Origin of the sequence: Mesorhizobium sp. M0751 (assembly GCF_040320265.1) — a bacterium.
Lineage (GTDB): Bacteria > Pseudomonadota > Alphaproteobacteria > Rhizobiales > Rhizobiaceae > Mesorhizobium.
The window spans coordinates 301,510-318,950 of sequence record NZ_JAMYPH010000005.1; the positions used below are offsets into that span (position 1 = coordinate 301,510).

Consider the following 17,441-nt stretch of genomic DNA (forward strand, 5'->3'; position numbering starts at 1 on the left):
CGATCGCGTTGTAGAAGCTTTCAACGACGCCTATTGGGGCCGATGGCAAACCATTCGGTGCTAGGACACCCGAGTAGCGTACGGCGACCACACCGGCGCTCAGGTCTGGCTTCTGGACAGACTGGCGCCATTCGCGCGGATCCATGCCCTTTGGCATGCCATAGGGCTACAATACGCGGCCTGAAAACCTTCCGACGATGGGCATTACCTCGGCAGCGGGCATAGCTTCGCCGGGCGCCTTGCTGTCAAACTTAATGCAAAACGTTGGGCTTCATGACAATTACGCCAGCACAATGCAGAGCCGCCCGTGGGCTTGAGGAACTAGACAAAGCCGCCCTTGCTGAGGCCGCCAAGATATCTCAATACCGTCTCTCTTTTGAAAAGGGGCAGAGGCTTTTGAAAAGGGGCAGAGGGTGCCGGGGAAAAAAACTTGGACGCAATCCAGCGCGCCCTCGAATCGGCCGGTGTCAAGTTCCTCCCTGAGAATGGCGGTGGCGCGGGGGTGAGGCTGAGGAAATGAAAGACGCGCGGATTTGACTCGCTAATCCCTGACTAAAGCGTACTGAAGGAAAGTCGCTGGCCAATTTGAACGGGCGCCTAGCGCTTGGAAGAGTCGATCATGCTTTCGCCCCACAAGGGAAAAGCAAAATGCCACACGACGACGCTCCCCTCGATTCCAAGCAGCTTTCCATGCTCGCTGCCGTACTGAAAGGCTACTGCGACGAAGCTGGAATCCCCGAATGGCACCCGGCAAGGGAACACTTCGGGCGGCGGCTTATGAGCCTGTTCCAATCCGGGGTAATTGAGCCTGACACTCTGAAAGCCAAGATGAACGATGGCTATGAAGATTGGCTAGGCGAGATCGGCGCAACCGGTCCTTTCATACCGCCCAAACTATCGTCCGAAGACCGTCTTGTAGGCGACAATATCTTGCCAGGATCGGACCGCAGAGGCAGACCAGCCGTCCGCGAAAACACAACGACTAGCTGATTTCTAGAGGATCATTGAAATGCGTCGGGTCCGCTGTCGACGGCTCCAAAGCGCGAACGTTGCGCAGTTGGACACATCCGGGAGACAGCGGACTCAAACTAGGGCCAAGAGGGGCAAGGCCCTTTATGATCCCTATGCGGGGACCATGGGAGTAACGGCGGGCGGGTGCAAACGTTCCGTCGGCTGAAAGATATATCCGGCCGATTGCCTTTCACCCACCTTTAATTGTGGTTGTCCAACAAGAGGGCAAGCTTTCTGGCTGCGGCGCTTTCGACAATCAGTTCCTCCAAACCGCTGTCGCCGACGCGCGATTTGTTGACGCGACGCCTGATTACACGGAGCGCTTCAGATATCGAAACTGCGGTGGTCTTCGCGTGATCATCCAGATATCGGCCCACTTCAATTACGGCATCTGCATCGATGTCGAAGGGCAATTCTCGCATGGCACACCCTCCCGTGGCACCCGAACCTTGCTTCCCCAATTTTCGCACTGAAATGGCCGAGACCACTATACCACTGCTAGCCGAAACACAGCATCATCAATAAGAAGGAAGCCCCGCGCCTTCCGTCATGCCTCGCGCCTCGCTTCTTCCGCGTGATCTCCTCGACCCGAACCTTGTCGCCGATCTCTTTCGGCATATCGAAGCCGCCTGCTTGTAGAGCACTTACGACTGACCTTCCAACGCAAACAAGCCTATCGACTGGATCATTCGCTAAAGTGCGAACCGACCTGATACGCCGGATGGTCGGTGCGGCTTGGGGCTATCTTGGGGATGCGAGGGCGCACCGATCACTGCGGGTTTGGTTTTTGGCTGCCTAAACTATGGGCATATTAGCAACCGCGCAATTCAGCCTATTGGCGGTACCAAGACTGAAGTCCCGGATGGCGCTACCCAGCCGTTGGGGGGAGACCTCAATGGCGGGCGTGCGGCGCGAAGCAGCCGTTCAGCACTAAAAACCAGAAGGTTTCGTGCTGACGTGCACGACCAGAGGTCGCGCCAGAAAGTCGATGCGTCCTCAAATTTTTCCTGAAACCGAAGCTAATTTCCCAATCTGTCCCATAAGCACACGCAATTCGGGCTGAGGCGCAACCCAGAAAGTTCGAAAAGCTTCCAGGAACCCAGGGCAAACTATATGCCTCGACGGACAATGGGGTCTACGGAATATCCCGGCGAACACCCGCATTGGAACGGTCAATATCGTCGGCGGAAGACCGTCCGAAAGGAGCTGTCGGCGGCTCTGTCGTGGGAACGAAAAAAGAAGAGAAGCAGAACTTACAATATCTCGTAACTAGCTGATTTTATTTATATATCTTTCCAGTCCATCATTGTCCTGACTCGCAATTTCAAGCTCGTGGTGCTCGATCTCGAATTGTTGTCAGGCCGCTTGCCGACGATAGCAAAAGAACGCCTCCTCTAGTGGGTCTTGCGATATGGCGGTCTACGACTCGAACCCGGACACGTTTGCCAATTGTTGACGTATCCGACAGGACTCTGAGGCATAGCGAGGATTGCTATAGCTCACCTTTCGGGGCATCATGAGTTATAGAAAGGTGCTCTATAACTCATGGTATGGAATTGGGAGCAGGCTGACTGGCCGCATTTTACCTACGATAAGAAGGTATCGGAACCGCTGGAAAGCGAGTTCCGGTTGCGATCGGGCGAGTTCCTGGGCGTCTTTCGTCATGTCGGTGCCGACGATCGCGATCAAATCCGCATCGACCTTATCAGCGAAGAGGCCTTGAAGACATCCGCGATTGAAGGGGAATACCTCAACCGCGAGAGTTTGCAATCATCCTTACGCCAGCAACTTGGCCTGGGAAGCGAAACCAGGCACATTCCGCCGGCCGAGCGCGGCATCGCTGAAATGATGGCCGATGTCTACTTGCATTTTGCCGACGCACTCTCGCACCGCACCCTCTACGCCTGGCACAAGATGGTGATGTCGGGTGAGGGGCGTATCGAGAGCATCGGCAGCTACCGCCAGCATGCCGATGCCATGCAAATCGTTTCCAATCGGCTGGATAAGCCCAAAGTGCATTTCGAAGCGCCGCCGTCGGCCCGGGTGAAGACCGAAATGGACGCCTTCGCGGCTTGGTTCAACGAAACCGCGCCCAAAGGCAAAATACCGATTCCGGCGCTGACGCGTGCCGGAATCGCGCACCTTTATTTCGAGAGCATTCACCCGTTCGAGGATGGCAACGGGCGCATAGGGCGTGCCCTCTGCGAAAAGGCGTTGGCGCAAAGCCTGGGTGAGCCCAGTCTCATCGCTTTGGCGTACACGATTGAACGCCACCGCAAGGCCTACTACGACAATCTGGAGGCCAGCAACAAGAGCAACGCGATTACGGATTGGCTGCTCTACTTCGCTAACACGATCCTTGAAGCGCAACGCGTAACGCTTGCCCGTGTCGAATTCTCGATCGCCGAGGCCAAGTTTTACGAACGCTACCGCGGTCACTTCAATGAGCGCCAGGAAAAGGTCATCACCCGGATGTTCCGCGAAGGTATAGATGGTTTCAAGGGCGGTCTCAGTGCCGAGAACTACATCGCCATCACTCAGGCATCCCGCGCGACAGCGACAAGAGATTTGCAGGACCTCGTTGCGAAGGGTGCACTGATAAGAACCGGCGAACGACGACACACACGTTACGCATTGAACATTCTTGCTGGCCGAGCGTAAACCACAACAAAGACAGAAGAAGCAGGCTGTCAAAGAGCCTGCCTGCCGGAGCATCGAGGGGGTGGCGGGCTGCAATCTGGCAGGAGGTCCTCGAGGCCAAGACAATGGTGCGAGTCTGTTCGAACTGCCGCCGATAGAGGAACGGCGCTGGCTCTACTGGTGTTCTGATCTCTTGCGAGGGGATCAATCATCTTTCGTTTGGCGACTGTCACGACAAAGCCCCGAACTCAACGCGACCTACAAGACTTTACGTGCCGACAACTATCCGACACTCGCCTGGGCAACCCTATGCGTCAGCCGAGGCCAGCCTGACCGGTTGGCTCTTCGGCTGCCGTGCTGAAAGCAGGGCGGCGAACTGGTCCACCGCCTGCGCGGCCCGCGCCAGCAACAACGGGTCCACAAGCTTGCCATCGGAAAAATCACCGTCATTGCTATAGACGGCGCTCGGCACCGTCAGCGCCGAGTAGAAGCCGAGCAGCGGGCGAAGCTGATGTTCGACCACCAGCCCGTGGATGACGGGCAGAAATCGGAAGTTAATTTGTTCGTCTATGTGACGTACATTGTTTGCGAAACGCAGACCATGGCAGGAGTGACCCCAATGCCGCGCAAACAGCCCAAGATCGAAAGAGAGATGCCCAACCGCGTCGAACGCCTCGGATTCCGGCTAGATGAAGAGACTAAGGATCTTATCGAGCGCGCAGCGCATCTGTCACGACGCAAAGTCAGCGACTTCTGCGTCACTGCGCTCACCGACCCTGCGCGCCGGACGATCGCCGAGCATGAGACGTTGGTGCTGTCCGATCGCGACCGCGCGGCATTCTTCGACGCGCTGGTCAATCCGCCACAGCCGAGTGAGCGGCTGGTCCGCGCCTTGGCCGGGCACAAGCGCCGGATCGCTTCCTGAGCATGGCGGCGTCTCGGCCAGATTTGAAGATCGAGGCGCTCGCGTCGCGTCACGACCGGGACGGCTTTGCCTGCGGCGTCGACAGACTCGACCGTCATCTCCGGACCCAGGCAAGGCAAGATGTGCGGCACAAGGCGAATGGGGTCTTCATTCTAGTGGAGTCTGACAAACCGGATGTCGCGCTGGGCTATTATACGCTTTGCGCAACCGGCGTTGCACAGGGCGACGTGCCGGCCGCCGCGCGCAAGCACATGCCGCGCTATCCGCTGGTCAGCGCCACACTGGTCGGACGGCTGGCGGTCTCGGAAGCCCGTCAGGGCGAACGCCTGGGTGCGATGCTTCTCGCCGACGCCGTGCGGCGCGCCTATGCGAGCGCGGCCCAGTCGGTTCCTCGATGCTGGTGGTGGATGCCATCAGCGAGCGCGCCGCTGCCTTCTAGGAGGGAAACGGCTTCGTGCGGCTGCCGGATTCCCTCCGGCTGGTCCTACCGATGCACGCAATCCAGCAACTGGTGGAGCCATGATCGACGCAGCACCTACATCGCCTAACGCGGAGCCTTCGCCGGCGGACCGCGACGGTTTCGGCCACCCTGTCCTATGCCGAGGTCCTCAGAAGCATCTCGCACACCAAGTAAAGGACCCTCTGTCGTGGTGCTTCGGCGTCCTGTCACGTGCCCTGTCGCTCGAGCGGCCGAAGCCGGGCGACAATCTCTCAAACATCGCGTCACAGCATGCCCTGTTCGCCTCTTCGCGAAAACGGAACCGAAAGATGGGAGAACTTTGTGTGCACCGAGCGTGCACGTCGCCCTCTAAACACTGGTTTCCTGTCCTGTTGCCCAACCCATCACTGGATACCTCAGAGCACCCCGGATGATCCAAACGCTAATTCGGCGCCGGCATGGTCGGCCTTCAAACTCCGTTGGCCGGGAACTTGGTACGGATAGTCGGAATCAGGCAACACCTGTTTCCGAACTGGATTTTGAAGCCGTGAATGAGCGGCTATGATGAACGTGCCGAATGCAAGTAAGGTCGAGGAGGCCTCGGACAGTCGGCTTTAGAGGAGATTACGTCGATGACGAACGTGCGTGCCCTTGTCCTTGAACGCCAGCACGAACTCAAGCTGCGTGACATCGATCTGCCACAGATCGTAGGCCCGGGCGAAGTTCGCATCAAGATCCATACGGTGGGCGTCTGCGGCTCTGACGTGCATTACTACACACATGGCCGCATCGGCCCGTTCGTGGTCGAAGCGCCGATGGTCTTGGGTCACGAAGCCGCCGGCACCGTCGTCGAAACAGGGGAAGGCGTCGAGCATCTAAAGGTCGGCGACCGCGTCTGCATGGAGCCGGGTATCCCCGATCCCAATTCGCGGGCGAGCCGGCTCGGCCTCTACAACATTGACCCGGCTGTCAGATTCTGGGCAACGCCGCCGATCCACGGCGTGCTGACACCCTATGTCGTCCACCCCGCCAACTACACATTCAAACTGCCCGACAATGTCAGCTTTGCCGAAGGCGCCATGGTGGAGCCTTTCGCGGTCGGCATGCAGGCGGCGGCCAAAGCAAGGATCGCGCCGGGCGACACGGCGGTGGTGATTGGCGCCGGGCCGATCGGCACGATGGTTGCGATCGCGGCACTCGCCGGCGGCTGCGCCCGCGCCATTGTCGCAGATCTCGCCCAACCCAAGCTCGACATTGCCGGCGGCTATCAAGGCGTGATCCCGGTCAACGTCCGCGACAAGAACCTGGCGGCGGAGGTAAATCGCCTGACCGATGGCTGGGGTGCCGACGTTGTCTTTGAATGCTCGGGCTCGTCCAAGGCATGGGAGACCCTGCTCGATCTGCCCCGGCCCGGTGGCGCGGTAGTGGTGGTCGGCCTGCCGGTGGCGGCTGTGGCGTTCGACATTGCCACGGCCTCGACCAAGGAAGTCCGCATCGAGACTGTGTTCCGATATGCCCACCAATATGAGCGGGCAATTGCGCTGATGGGGTCGGGCCGGGTCGACCTAAAGCCACTCATTTCGGCGATCTTCCCCTTCGAAGATTCCATCACTGCCTTCGACCGCGCAGTCGAAGCCCGGCCGGCGGATGTGAAGCTTCAGATCCGATTGCCGGATTAACGAGTTCCAACGAAGCCCCCGGACGGTCCTCCCGATCTCCTCGATGCGTTGCGTAGCTTCTTGGGCTGCCAAATTGGCGGCGGCCTGAGCGCTTTTGGTGCTGGCACACGGCATTTGCCGGCGGCGTTCCGTCCAAAAACAACTCCATACCCGGCGATGACGGCATCCACCACGAGCAAATCCCTTGAGCGCTGACGGACCTACGGACCCGACACTTGACAAATCGGCGGCCGTCCGACACGTTCTTAACAAAAGGCACAACAAACTTACAAAAGTTCAAGTTGGCACAATCTGGCCGATAGGGAGAAGGCCGATGCATCTCTGTGACCGAGCGGAGATTTGCACGTGAGCAGCGCTATCCTCACGCGGCCGACTTCCAGGTGGGCCCTGCCCTGGTTCATGACGGCCGAGCATCCTTTCCCCTGGCTCGCGCCGATCACGGTGATGCTTCTCGTTTTCGGCATCTATCCCCTCGCCTATTCAGTCTGGCTATCCTTTCACAAACGCAATGTCGTCTCCCGGCAGCTTGACTTCGCCGGGCTCCACCAATGGACGCGCGCCTTCTCGGATGCACGTATGTGGCATTCGCTGGAAACCACGCTGATCTACACCTTCGTCGCGCTTGCGGTTCAGCTTGCGCTCGGCATCCTCATCGCGCTTCTGCTTGACACCGATCGCAAAGGTTACGGCGTGCTGCGGGCGCTGATGACACTGCCGCTGGTGGTACCGCCTGCGGTGACCGGAATGATGTTCCTGCTGATGCAGGACGGCTCTTTCGGCGTCCTGTCGTTCTACCTCTATGCCCTCGACCTGATCTCGCCGGCACAGCCGATCCTGACGCAGCCGGGAACCGCATTGGCGGCGATCCTGCTGGCGGACATATGGCAATGGACGCCGTTCATGGTGCTCATCATCCTTGCAGGGCTCAGGGCGCTGCCGAAGGAACCTTTCGAAGCCGCGGCGATCGACGGCGCCAACGGCATCCAGACGTTCTTGCGGCTCACATTGCCGATGCTGCGCAAGGTGATAGCGGTCGCGGTGCTGATCCGCGGCGTCGATCTCTTTCGCATCTACGACTATGTCTACATCATCACCGCCGGCGGGCCAGGCACGGCCACCGAGACGCTTTCATTCTACGCTGGCCGCATCTACTTCACCGGAGACTTTCCCTATGCCGCGACCCTGTCGCTGATCGTGCTCGTCGTCTTGATCGTCGTGTCGAACCTGTTCGTCAGGCTGTTCAAGGTGAGGTTCTGATGGAGTCGTCGCGCGCCCAAACCATCGCTCGTGACGTGCTCGCCGTCCTGGTGGTGGCGATCTTCATGTTCCCGATCGCGTGGTGGGCGCTGTCGTCCATCAAACCCTATTCGGCGATCTTCGATCGCAGCGGACCGGTCTACGTCGGTTTCACGCCGACGCCGGACAATTACCGTGTGACGCTGCTTGGCGTCTCGCGCGTCGACATCGGCATGGAACAGGGCGGCGAGGCGGCCGGGGTCATCAAGGGTGGCGCCAGCTCCTACGATTCCCGCCAGTCGTTGCTCGACAGCGCCACCATAGCCGTCGGATCGACGGCGCTGACGCTGCTGCTGGCCACTCTGGCCGCCTATTGCCTGTCGCGAATGCAGTTCAGCGGCCAGCAGGCCTTCCTGTTCTGGATCCTCTCGCAGCGCTTCATGCCGCCAATCGCGATCGTCATTCCGATCGTTTTCATGTTCCGCGATCTCGGCTTGCGCGATACCTATACGGGGCTCATCCTCGTTCACAGCTTGATCAACCTGCCGCTGGCGGTTTTGCTTTTGAAGTCGTTCTTCGACGATGTTCCGCGCGAGGTTGATGAGGCGGCGCTGATTGACGGCGCGACGCGCTGGCAGACGTTCCGACGTGTGGTCCTTCCCATGGTCAAGGGCGGCATCGCCGCGACGGCCGTGCTATGTTTCATCTTTTCGTGGACCGAGTTCCTGCTCTCACTGTTCCTGACAACGTCGATCCGCACCGTGCCGGTGAAGATCTCGACCTTTGTCACCTCGACCGCGACCGAGTGGGGCTACATCACAGCGCTCGGCACGTCCGCGATCATACCCAGCTTCATCTTTATCCTGCTGGTTCAACGGCATCTGGTCCGCGGCCTCACCCTCGGATCCCTGAAGGAGTGAGGCGCAGACGAGAAGAACGACGACAAAAACGCAATGGAGGAACGATCATGAGCTTCAGTGAACACGACAAGAAGACATTCGTCACCGATACCTGCAACGATTTTACGGCGCGCCGAATAACCAAACGCGACTTCATGAGGAAGATGGCGCTCGCCGGTGTCGGCTTTTCCGCCTTCGGGTCGGCCATGCTAGGTGGCGGCCGCACCAATCGGGGGATGCTGGGGCTCGGGGTTGAGGAAGCCCGCGCCCAGGACGCCGATATGCTGAAGTGGCTGGGCGATGTCGGCAAGCCATATGCCGGCACCAAAATCCGCTACACTTCGGAAGCGACGCCGCCAACGATCGTGGCCAACCAGCTTGTCGCGGGTGAATTCACCAAGGCAACCGGCATTGAGGTGGAAGTCGAGATCGTGCCGCTGGAGCAGGTTCTCGCCAAGGCGACGCAAGACGTACAGGGCCAGCTTGGCACCTATGACGTCTATTATCTCGACCAGTCCTGGATGGCGACATTTGCCCAGGATGTCGTCGATCCGCGCGAGTATTATGACCAGAACAAAGAACTGGCCATGCCCAATTTCGACTGGGACGATTTCTCAAAGCCGCTGGTCGACGGCATTGCCATGTACAACGGCAAACAGTGCGGAATTCCATTCGATATTCCGATCTTCATCCTGATGTACCGCAAGGATCTTTTCGACAAACATAACATTGCGCTGCCGACAGACCTCGACGCCTACCTCAAGGCCGTGCAGGCGCTCACAGAGGCAGAAAAAAGCAACGGCATCTTCGGCACCGCGTGCCAGGCGAAGTCCGGCCACTATTCGCTGGAATGCGACTGGACCTTCGCATTGTGGGGCCATGGCGGTTCCATCTTCAACAAAGACAAGAAGTTTGTCGGCAATGACGAGCGCGGCGTGGCCGGGCTCAAATTCTATCAGGAGCTGGTCAAGAACTCGCCGCCTTCCGCGACGACTTGGACCTGGGACGGCCAGGGACAGGCGCTGACACAGGGTCAGGCCGCCATGGCAATCACCTGGGGCGAGGATTTCCCCGGCTTCGACGCCAATGATTCCAAGGTCAAGGGCCTGTTCGAGGCCCTGCCCGCGCCCAAGGAAGTTCCTGGCCGTCGCGCCGCCGCCGATTGCGGCTTCAACGAAATCCCGGCCGTCGGCCACCAGGGTGGCTCGACGATTTCGCTGTCGCAATATTCCAAGAACAAGGAAGCAGCATGGCTGTTCATGCAGTGGGTCTGCTCGAAGGATGTGATGGCGCGGGTATCGACGCTCGGCGGCGGCGCCTCGCCGATGCGCAATTCCTCTTTTACCGATCCTCGGGTCAAGGCGAAGGCCGTTGTCGGGCCCGGAACGACACGCCATTTCGACGCGATCAAATACACGATCGACAACCAGATGGGATCTGAGCCGGACATGCCGATCTGGGCGGATCTGTCGAACAACGACATTCCGGTTGAACTCGGCAAGTTGCTTACGGGCCAAGACTATGGCGGCGACGCCAAGGCATGCCTGGATGCCATTGCCGGCATTGTAGACGGCAAGGTCAAGGACGCCGGTCTTTAGCGGCTGGTCGGTGATTTGGGCGAAGGCGGCTTCGGCCGCCCTCGCCGTTTGGCAATGTGGCGGCAATGGTTCCGGATCTCGTCATCGGCATTGATTCCTCGACCTCGGCAACCAAGGCGATCGCCTGGGACCGCAATGGTCTGGCCGTGGCTGAAGGTCGTGCACCGCTTGCAATGTCCAACCCGCGTTCGGGCTATTTCGAGCAGGATCCGGCCGAATGGTGGGCCTCGACGGTCACGGCGCTTCGTGCTGTCGCGGCAACGGTTTCGCCGGCACGCATTGCCGCCCTTGCGATTGCCAACCAACGCGAGAGCTTCGGCCTTTTCGACGAGCAGGGCCAGGCGGTCGGGCCCGCAACGCTTTGGCTCGATGAGCGCGCCCGGGGGAAAGCACGGCGCTTCGGCGAGAGTTTCGGCGCGGCACGCGTCCACGCAATATCCGGCAAGCCGCTGGACGTCATTCCTTGCCTTTACCGCATGATCTGGTTTCGCGAGGAACAGCCCGAGATTTTTGCCCGCGTGGAGCGAATGGCCGAAGTCCACGGCTATCTGGTGTTTCGCTTGAGCGGTCGGTGGGTGACGTCCACTGCATCCGCCGACCCGATGGGCATACTCGACATGCGAGCTATGGACTGGTCGAACGATATACTGAACGCGGCAGGCGTCCCCCGGCGCATGATGCCGGATCTGGCGCGGCCCGGCACCGTTCTGGGTCAACTGACTTCGGAAGCGGCCATTTCGACCGGCCTGCGCGAGGGCACGCCGATCGTCGCCGGCGGCGGCGATGGTCAATGCGCCGGCACGGGCGCGGGTGTGTTGCAGCCGCGATGCGCATACATCAACCTCGGCACGGCGGTCGTCTCTGGCAGCTTCGGCACGGACTACGTCCACGACCTGGCCTTCCGCACCGAGACGGCGGTCGCCGATGACGGCTATATCTACGAGACATGCCTTCGCGCCGGCACTTTTCTTGTCGACTGGATGGCGCGCGAAATGCTTGGCGTCGATCTGCATGGCGCAAGCGAGATCCTGGAGGCGCTCGAGGCCGAAGCCGCTGCCAGCCGGATCGGCGCAGGCGGCATAATGCTCCTGCCCTACTGGCAGGGCGTCATGGACCCGCACTGGGACAGTGCGGCCCGTGGTGTGATTGCCGGGCTTTCCGGCTCGAGCCGCCGCGGCGACATCTATCGCGCCGTGCTGGAAGGCATAGCGCTGCATCAGGCCGCGACAAGTCAGCGGGCCGCTGCGGCTGCCGCCCAGACCGTCGACCAGTTCATAGCCATCGGCGGAGGAGCGAAGTCCGACCTGTGGATGCAGATTCTGGCGGATGCGCTCGATCGTCCCGTAAAACGTTCGACGACCGTCGAAGCCTCCTCGCTTGGCGCGGCGATGGCGGCGGCAAAGGGGGTGGGCTGGTTTTCCACCATCGCCGAAGCGTCGCTCGCAATGGCCAGCGAGCCGGCCAAAACCTTCGAACCGGACACGAAACGTGCCGCGCGCTACGCCGAGCTTCTTGCGATCCATGCCGATCTTTGGCCAACGCTTTCAGCCTGGAACCAGCGCCTCGCGGCCTTCATGGAGGCTGATCATGGCTGAAACGACCAACTGGAACGCGTTGATCGAGGACGTCGTCGCAGGACGCTGGAAAGATCCCAAGACAGGCGCGGCCGCGGTCCTGCCGTTCCAGACGATCGAATTGCTGGAGACGACGGAGGGCCGCGAGGCGGATCTCGTTGCGCCGCTGAAGCTAGGCGGCCGCATCGCGGTTGTGTCCGATGTCAACACCGTCGATGTAACGGGCAGGCGCGTCGCGAGGGCGCTGCGTGCCATCGCCGACATCGACGAAATCGTGCTGCCTGACGGCCTCGACTGCGATGAGGCAACGATCCAGATGGTCAGGGAGAAGACGCGTCACGCCGACGGGGTCGTGGCCGTCGGGTCGGGCGTCCTCAACGACAGCTGCAAGCATGCAACCTTCCTCGACGAGCGGCCCTATGCCGTCTTCGGCACGGCAGCCTCGATGAATGGCTATGGCGCTTCGACAGCGTCGGTGACCTTGGCCTCCGGGCTCAAGATCTCGCTGCCCTCGCATGCGCCGCGGGGCATCTTCCTGGACCTTGGCGTGTCGGCCGCAGCACCCTCCTGGCTCAGCGCCGCCGGGCTTGGCGACAGCCTCTGCCGCTCCACGGCCCAGATCGACTGGTGGGCTTCACATCGGCTGTTCGACACTTACTATTCTGCCGTGCCGTACCTGCTGCAGGCGGGCGACGAGGAGCCGATGCTGGCCCATGCGCCTGGCCTTGCCAGGCATGACGTCACCGCTGTCGGGCATCTCCAGCGCGTCCTGACGCTGTGCTCGATGGGTGTGTGCTTCGCCGGCGTTTCCCATCCCGGGTCGATGGGAGAGCACCAGATTTCCCATTGGGTCGACATGTTCGCGCAAGACCATCATCCCGGCACCACGCACGGCCAGCAGGTCGGGGTTGCCTCGCTGGTCATGGCGCGACTGCAAGCACGGCTGCTGGATATGGAAGAGCCGCCGCAGGCAAAGCCTACCGTCATCGACGAGGCGGCGATGCTGGCCCGCTATGGCGCGCAGCTTGGACCACTTTGCATTGCCGAGATGAGGAAGACGGCACTCGACGCGAGCCAGACTGAAAGCTTCAACCGCAGGCTTGCGGAAATCTGGCCGGCGCTGCGCCAGGAGGTTCGGCCGATGGCAATGCCGGTCGCCCGCATGGAGGCAGCCCTCAAGGCTGCCGGAGGGCCGGTCACCGGCGCGGAACTGGGCCTGCCGCGCGCCCTTTGGCACGACGCCATCCGTTATTCGCGGGAAATCCGCGGCCGATGGTCCTTTGTCAATCTGGCCGCCGATGCAGGACTCCTGGAAGCGTTTCTGGAGTGCGAATGGTGAGAGCGCATCCGATCGCCAGTGGCTCGTATGGCGAAAGTGGAATCCACAGGCAAGGGCAATCGAAGGGTAGCAATTAATGGCGTCTGTCACCATCAGCAACATAAAGAAGGACTATGGCGCCCTCTCGATTATCGATGGGCTCGATCTCTCGATCGAGGATGGCCAGTTCGTCGTTCTGTTGGGACCGTCCGGCTGCGGCAAGTCCACGCTGTTGCGCATGATAGCCGGTCTCGAGCCCATCACATCCGGTGAGATCGCCATAGGCGACAGGGTCGTCAACACACTACATCCCAAAGACCGCAACATCGCGATGGTCTTCCAGAATTACGCGCTTTATGCGCACATGACCGTCTTTGACAACATGGCCTTTTCCATGCAGTTGAAGAAGCGCCCAACCGAAGAAATCAAACAGAAGGTCGGATGGGCGGCCTCGATCCTCAATCTGACCCCCTACCTGGAACGGTACCCCCGCCAGCTTTCGGGCGGCCAACGGCAACGCGTCGCCATGGGCCGCGCCATCGTACGGGACCCAACTGTGTTCCTGTTCGACGAGCCGCTGTCCAATCTCGACGCCAAGCTGCGCGTGCAAATGCGCACCGAAATCAAAGAGCTGCACCAGCGGCTGAAGACCACCACCGTCTATGTCACGCATGACCAGATCGAGGCCATGACCATGGCCGATGTCATCGTCATCATGCGCGACGGCCATATCGAGCAGATCGGGCGCCCGCTCGATGTCTATGATCGCCCGGCAAACCTCTTCGTCGCCTCTTTCATCGGCTCGCCCGCAATGAACATGTTCCATGGCGAGGTGGCTTCCGAGCGCGACGCCTGGGTGGTGCGGACCGACGACGAGCTGTCCCTCCCGCTTCCGCCAGGAGCTGCGGTCCGGCCCGGCCAAAAGGTGATCTACGGCATTCGCCCCGAACATCTTCGACCAGTGGCAGACGGGCGCGGGATCCCAGCAAGGATTACGGTTGTCGAGCCGACCGGCCCCGAAATCCACATCTTTGCCAGCATGGGCAACACCGCGATCTGCTCGGTGCTACATGACCGCATGGAGCCCTCTCCTGGAGCTGTGATCCATCTGAAGCCGACGCCTGAGCGAATCCACCTGTTCGACCAAGGCAGCGGCGAGCGGCTGGACAAGGGAAGAAGCTGAATGGCGCGGATCATCATCCTCGGCGCCGGCGTCATGGGCTCTGCCATGACGCTTCCGGCCGCTCATGCCGGTAACCGCATCACTCTTGTCGGCACCCATCTCGACGAGGAGATCGTCGGCTCTGTGGCCGATACAGGTCGTCATCCACGCCTCAACATCACTCTGCCTGACGCGGTGACCGCCTGTTCCTGGACCGAATTCGGGGCGGCGATGAACGATGGACCCGATCTGCTTGTAATCGGTGTTTCGTCGGCCGGCATTCCTTGGGCGATCGACCGCATTGCGGAAAGCATCAAGTCGCCCGTGCCTATACTGATGATTACGAAAGGGCTTGCAGCGAGCGACGAAGGCATCGAAATCCTGCCACATCTGCTTGCCCGCGAGATCAAGCAACGCACTGGCTTGCCTGTCCCTGTTATGGCCGTCGGCGGACCGTGCATTGCCGGCGAACTGGCCGCACAGCGCGACACCTCTGTGATCGTGGCCGGGCATGATCCCGACCAGGTGGCCGCGGCGTCTCGCATTCTGCGCGCGCCCTTCTATCATGCGCGATCGTCATCCGATCTCGTCGGCGTCGAGATCTGCGCCGCTTTCAAGAATTTCTACACACTCGCCGTTGGGGCTCCCGTCGGGCTGCTCGAGCGCGACGGCAAGGCGCCCAATGGCGCGCTGATGCACAACCTAGCCTCGTCGCTTTTCTCGCAGTCCCTCGCCGAGATGGCGATTCTGGTCGAAGCTCTGGGTGGAAAGGTCGAAACAGTGCTGGGGCTGGCCGGCTCCGGCGATCTTTATGTGACCTGCCAGGCGGGCCGTAACGGTCGCATGGGGCGCCTGCTCGGCCGCGGCCTGCCCTATTCCGTGGCCAAGCGCGAACATATGAGTTCGGACACGGTCGAGGGCGCGCAACTGGCGCTGGACCTTGGTCCGACTTTGAAGAATATGATGGCCGGGGGTGTACTTCCCCACGATCGCCTGCCGCTGACGACTGCTATCATCGACGCAATTTGCCATGATGCTCCGCTGGTTTTGTCCTTCGACCGCTACCATCGAGGCTAGCGGAGCCGGGGAAACTCAATTGATGCCTCGTATCGACGGGCACATGGCCCGGCCGAGCCCGCTCTGGACCCGCTGCCGCGGAGTGGACAGGATGATCTGATGGACAAACCCGCACGAAAGAAACGCGACGGCCGTCAAGCCGTAACGAGTTCCGTCACGGCCGATCGCGAGGAAGGGCTGCTCGTGCGCGCCGCCTGGCTTGCTTATGTCGGTGACCTGACGCAAGCGCAAATCGCCAAGTCTCTTGGCCTGACACGCCTTCGCGTCAACCGGATGCTGGCGCATGCCCGCCAGCGGGGGATCGTTCAGATTCGCATCAATTCCAAGGTGGCGAACTGCATCGAGCTGGAGCACCGGCTTCGGGACGCCTATGGTGTCTCCGACCCAATCGTGGTTCCGACACCGCCCGATCCTGCCCTGGTGCCACAGGTCATTGCAGCTGCTGCCGGTGAAGCCCTGTCGCATAGAATCCGTGACGGGATATCGGTGGGCGTGGGATGGGGACGGACGCTCCAGCTCAGCCTGCGGTCAGTGACCGTGCGCCCCGTCAAAGGGATGTCGGTCGTTTCCCTGCTTGGCGGGCTCACGCGTGGATCGGCGATCAACATCTATGAAATCGCCTCGCGGCTCGCCGCGCTTTTTGACGCGGAATGCTTCTACATCGCGGCACCGGTGTTCACGGACACCGAAGCCACACGCGACCTGCTTATGCGCCAGTCCATTCTGGAAGACGCCTTCACCCATGCCCGCGACGTTGACGCCGCTTTCGTTTCGGTGGGCGCGGTGCACAAGGACGCCACCATCTTTCGGATCGGACTGGTAGGAGACGATGATCTCAGATCGCTTCGCGAAGCCGGAGCGGTCGGCGATATTTGCGGCCATTGGATCGGCGCCGACGGACAACTCGTCGATCACCCGCTAAACAGCCGCGTCATCGGCCTCGCCCCCGAACATCTGCGCGACGTCGACACCGTGATCCTGCCCTCCGGCGGCCTCGACAAGGTTCCGGTGCTGCGCGCGGTGTTGCGTCTGGGAGTCGTCGATGTGCTAATCACCGACGAGAAAACCGCTGAGGCGATCCTTGCGGAAAAGCCGTAGCGCAGACTGACCTCTACCAGCAGAGTGGCTCGCGAGTGATCGCTTCTCCACGTCACAGAACCTCGTGGATTTCCTCGATCGAAGTCTCGCCGATCCGCTTGTCGAGAACGATCTCGCCGCGCGCCATGGCCACGACCCGGTCACAGCATTCGAAAACATGATGCATGTTGTGGCTGATGAAGACGCTCGTGATGTTCTGGGCCTTGAGGGCGCGAACGAAGCCGATCACCTTTCGCGTCTCCTTCACGGAGAGATGATTGGTCGGCTCGTCGAGGATCATGACTTTCGACTTGAAGTGCATGGCCCTGGCGATCGCCACGCCTTGGCGCTGGCCGCCCGACAGTTCGCCGACAAGCGCGTCGGGTGACCTCAGATGCAGATCGACGTCGGCGATCGCCTTGACGCTTTCGTCACGCATACGCTTCTGGTCCAGGATGCCGATGCCGAAAACCGAGCCCTTCACCGGCTCGCGTCCGATGAAAACGTTGCGGGCGATGGTCATGGTCGGGACCATGGAATTGTACTGGTAGATCGTCTCGATGCCGCGATCCATGGCGTCGCGCGGGTTCGAGAATCGGACCGGTTCACCGTCGATCCTGATCTCGCCGCCATCGGGCTTTTGGGTGCCTGACAGGATGTTGATCAACGTCGATTTGCCGGCGCCGTTGTCACCGACGAGGCCCAGTGCCTCGTCTGGATAAATGTCCAATGTGACGTTCTTCAAGGCGTGGACGCCGGAATACCATTTCTGGAGTCCCTTGATCGCGATGATGGGTGCCGCCATG

16 protein-coding genes are annotated in these 17,441 nt (G+C 60.7%); 13 read left to right on the top strand and 3 right to left on the bottom strand.

Going from position 1 to position 17,441, the window contains the following annotated elements:
- Positions 1-648: 648 nt before the first annotated feature.
- Entirely contained in the window at positions 649-990 is a 342-nt protein-coding gene (locus tag NKI19_RS11595) for a hypothetical protein (RefSeq protein WP_352565872.1), read from the top strand.
- 221 nt (positions 991-1,211) lie between these two features.
- Here NKI19_RS11595 and NKI19_RS11600 read toward each other — a convergent pair whose 3' ends face one another.
- Positions 1,212-1,433 carry a hypothetical protein gene (locus NKI19_RS11600; protein WP_352565871.1) on the bottom strand — a complete coding sequence of 74 codons (222 nt, stop codon included), beginning with the start codon at positions 1,431-1,433 and terminating at the stop codon, positions 1,212-1,214.
- Positions 1,434-2,556: 1,123 nt separating this feature from the next.
- On the opposite strand from NKI19_RS11600, the gene NKI19_RS11605 reads away from it, so the two are divergent.
- Positions 2,557-3,672 carry a Fic family protein gene (locus tag NKI19_RS11605; protein WP_352565870.1) on the top strand — a complete coding sequence of 372 codons (1,116 nt, stop codon included), beginning with the start codon at positions 2,557-2,559 and terminating at the stop codon, positions 3,670-3,672.
- Positions 3,673-3,958: 286 nt separating this feature from the next.
- Here NKI19_RS11605 and NKI19_RS11610 read toward each other — a convergent pair whose 3' ends face one another.
- The gene (locus tag NKI19_RS11610; RefSeq protein ID WP_352565868.1) at positions 3,959-4,174 is read right to left on the bottom strand and encodes an NADPH-dependent FMN reductase family protein; all 216 of its coding nucleotides are present in this window, start codon (positions 4,172-4,174) and stop codon (positions 3,959-3,961) included.
- Between NKI19_RS11610 and NKI19_RS11615 the strand changes: the two genes are divergently transcribed.
- From NKI19_RS11615 to NKI19_RS11665, 11 genes are all read left to right on the top strand, one after another.
- Positions 4,163-4,576, top strand: a complete 414-nt coding sequence (locus NKI19_RS11615) for a type II toxin-antitoxin system TacA family antitoxin (protein WP_352565866.1) — start codon at positions 4,163-4,165, stop codon at positions 4,574-4,576. The genes NKI19_RS11610 and NKI19_RS11615 overlap by 12 nt on opposite strands.
- Before the next feature lie 23 nt (positions 4,577-4,599).
- Positions 4,600-5,124 carry a hypothetical protein gene (locus NKI19_RS11620; protein ID WP_352565865.1) on the top strand — a complete coding sequence of 175 codons (525 nt, stop codon included), beginning with the start codon at positions 4,600-4,602 and terminating at the stop codon, positions 5,122-5,124.
- Positions 5,125-5,647: 523 nt separating this feature from the next.
- Positions 5,648-6,694, top strand: coding sequence for an NAD(P)-dependent alcohol dehydrogenase (locus NKI19_RS11625; RefSeq protein ID WP_352565864.1), 1,047 nt, complete (start codon positions 5,648-5,650; stop codon positions 6,692-6,694).
- A gap of 345 nt (positions 6,695-7,039) precedes the next feature.
- The gene (locus NKI19_RS11630; protein WP_352565863.1) at positions 7,040-7,951 is read left to right on the top strand and encodes a carbohydrate ABC transporter permease; all 912 of its coding nucleotides are present in this window, start codon (positions 7,040-7,042) and stop codon (positions 7,949-7,951) included.
- Positions 7,951-8,850, top strand: coding sequence for a carbohydrate ABC transporter permease (locus NKI19_RS11635; protein WP_352565861.1), 900 nt, complete (start codon positions 7,951-7,953; stop codon positions 8,848-8,850). The genes NKI19_RS11630 and NKI19_RS11635 overlap by 1 nt, the downstream gene beginning before the upstream one ends.
- A gap of 47 nt (positions 8,851-8,897) precedes the next feature.
- A complete protein-coding gene (locus NKI19_RS11640) occupies positions 8,898-10,427 on the top strand; it encodes an ABC transporter substrate-binding protein (RefSeq protein ID WP_352565859.1) in 1,530 nt (509 codons plus the stop codon).
- A 65-nt stretch (positions 10,428-10,492) separates the two neighbouring features.
- Positions 10,493-12,022 carry a xylulokinase gene (locus tag NKI19_RS11645; protein ID WP_352565857.1) on the top strand — a complete coding sequence of 510 codons (1,530 nt, stop codon included), beginning with the start codon at positions 10,493-10,495 and terminating at the stop codon, positions 12,020-12,022.
- Positions 12,015-13,340 carry an iron-containing alcohol dehydrogenase gene (locus NKI19_RS11650; RefSeq protein ID WP_352565855.1) on the top strand — a complete coding sequence of 442 codons (1,326 nt, stop codon included), beginning with the start codon at positions 12,015-12,017 and terminating at the stop codon, positions 13,338-13,340. The genes NKI19_RS11645 and NKI19_RS11650 overlap by 8 nt, the downstream gene beginning before the upstream one ends.
- A 76-nt stretch (positions 13,341-13,416) precedes the next feature.
- Positions 13,417-14,502 carry an ABC transporter ATP-binding protein gene (locus NKI19_RS11655; RefSeq protein ID WP_352565853.1) on the top strand — a complete coding sequence of 362 codons (1,086 nt, stop codon included), beginning with the start codon at positions 13,417-13,419 and terminating at the stop codon, positions 14,500-14,502.
- The gene (locus tag NKI19_RS11660) at positions 14,503-15,558 is read left to right on the top strand and encodes a hypothetical protein (RefSeq protein WP_352565852.1); all 1,056 of its coding nucleotides are present in this window, start codon (positions 14,503-14,505) and stop codon (positions 15,556-15,558) included.
- Positions 15,559-15,657: 99 nt separating this feature from the next.
- Positions 15,658-16,656 carry a sugar-binding transcriptional regulator gene (locus NKI19_RS11665; protein WP_352565851.1) on the top strand — a complete coding sequence of 333 codons (999 nt, stop codon included), beginning with the start codon at positions 15,658-15,660 and terminating at the stop codon, positions 16,654-16,656.
- A 52-nt stretch (positions 16,657-16,708) separates the two neighbouring features.
- Here NKI19_RS11665 and NKI19_RS11670 read toward each other — a convergent pair whose 3' ends face one another.
- A complete protein-coding gene (locus NKI19_RS11670; RefSeq protein WP_023678772.1) occupies positions 16,709-17,440 on the bottom strand; it encodes an ATP-binding cassette domain-containing protein in 732 nt (243 codons plus the stop codon).
- Between the last annotated feature and the right edge of the window lies 1 nt (position 17,441).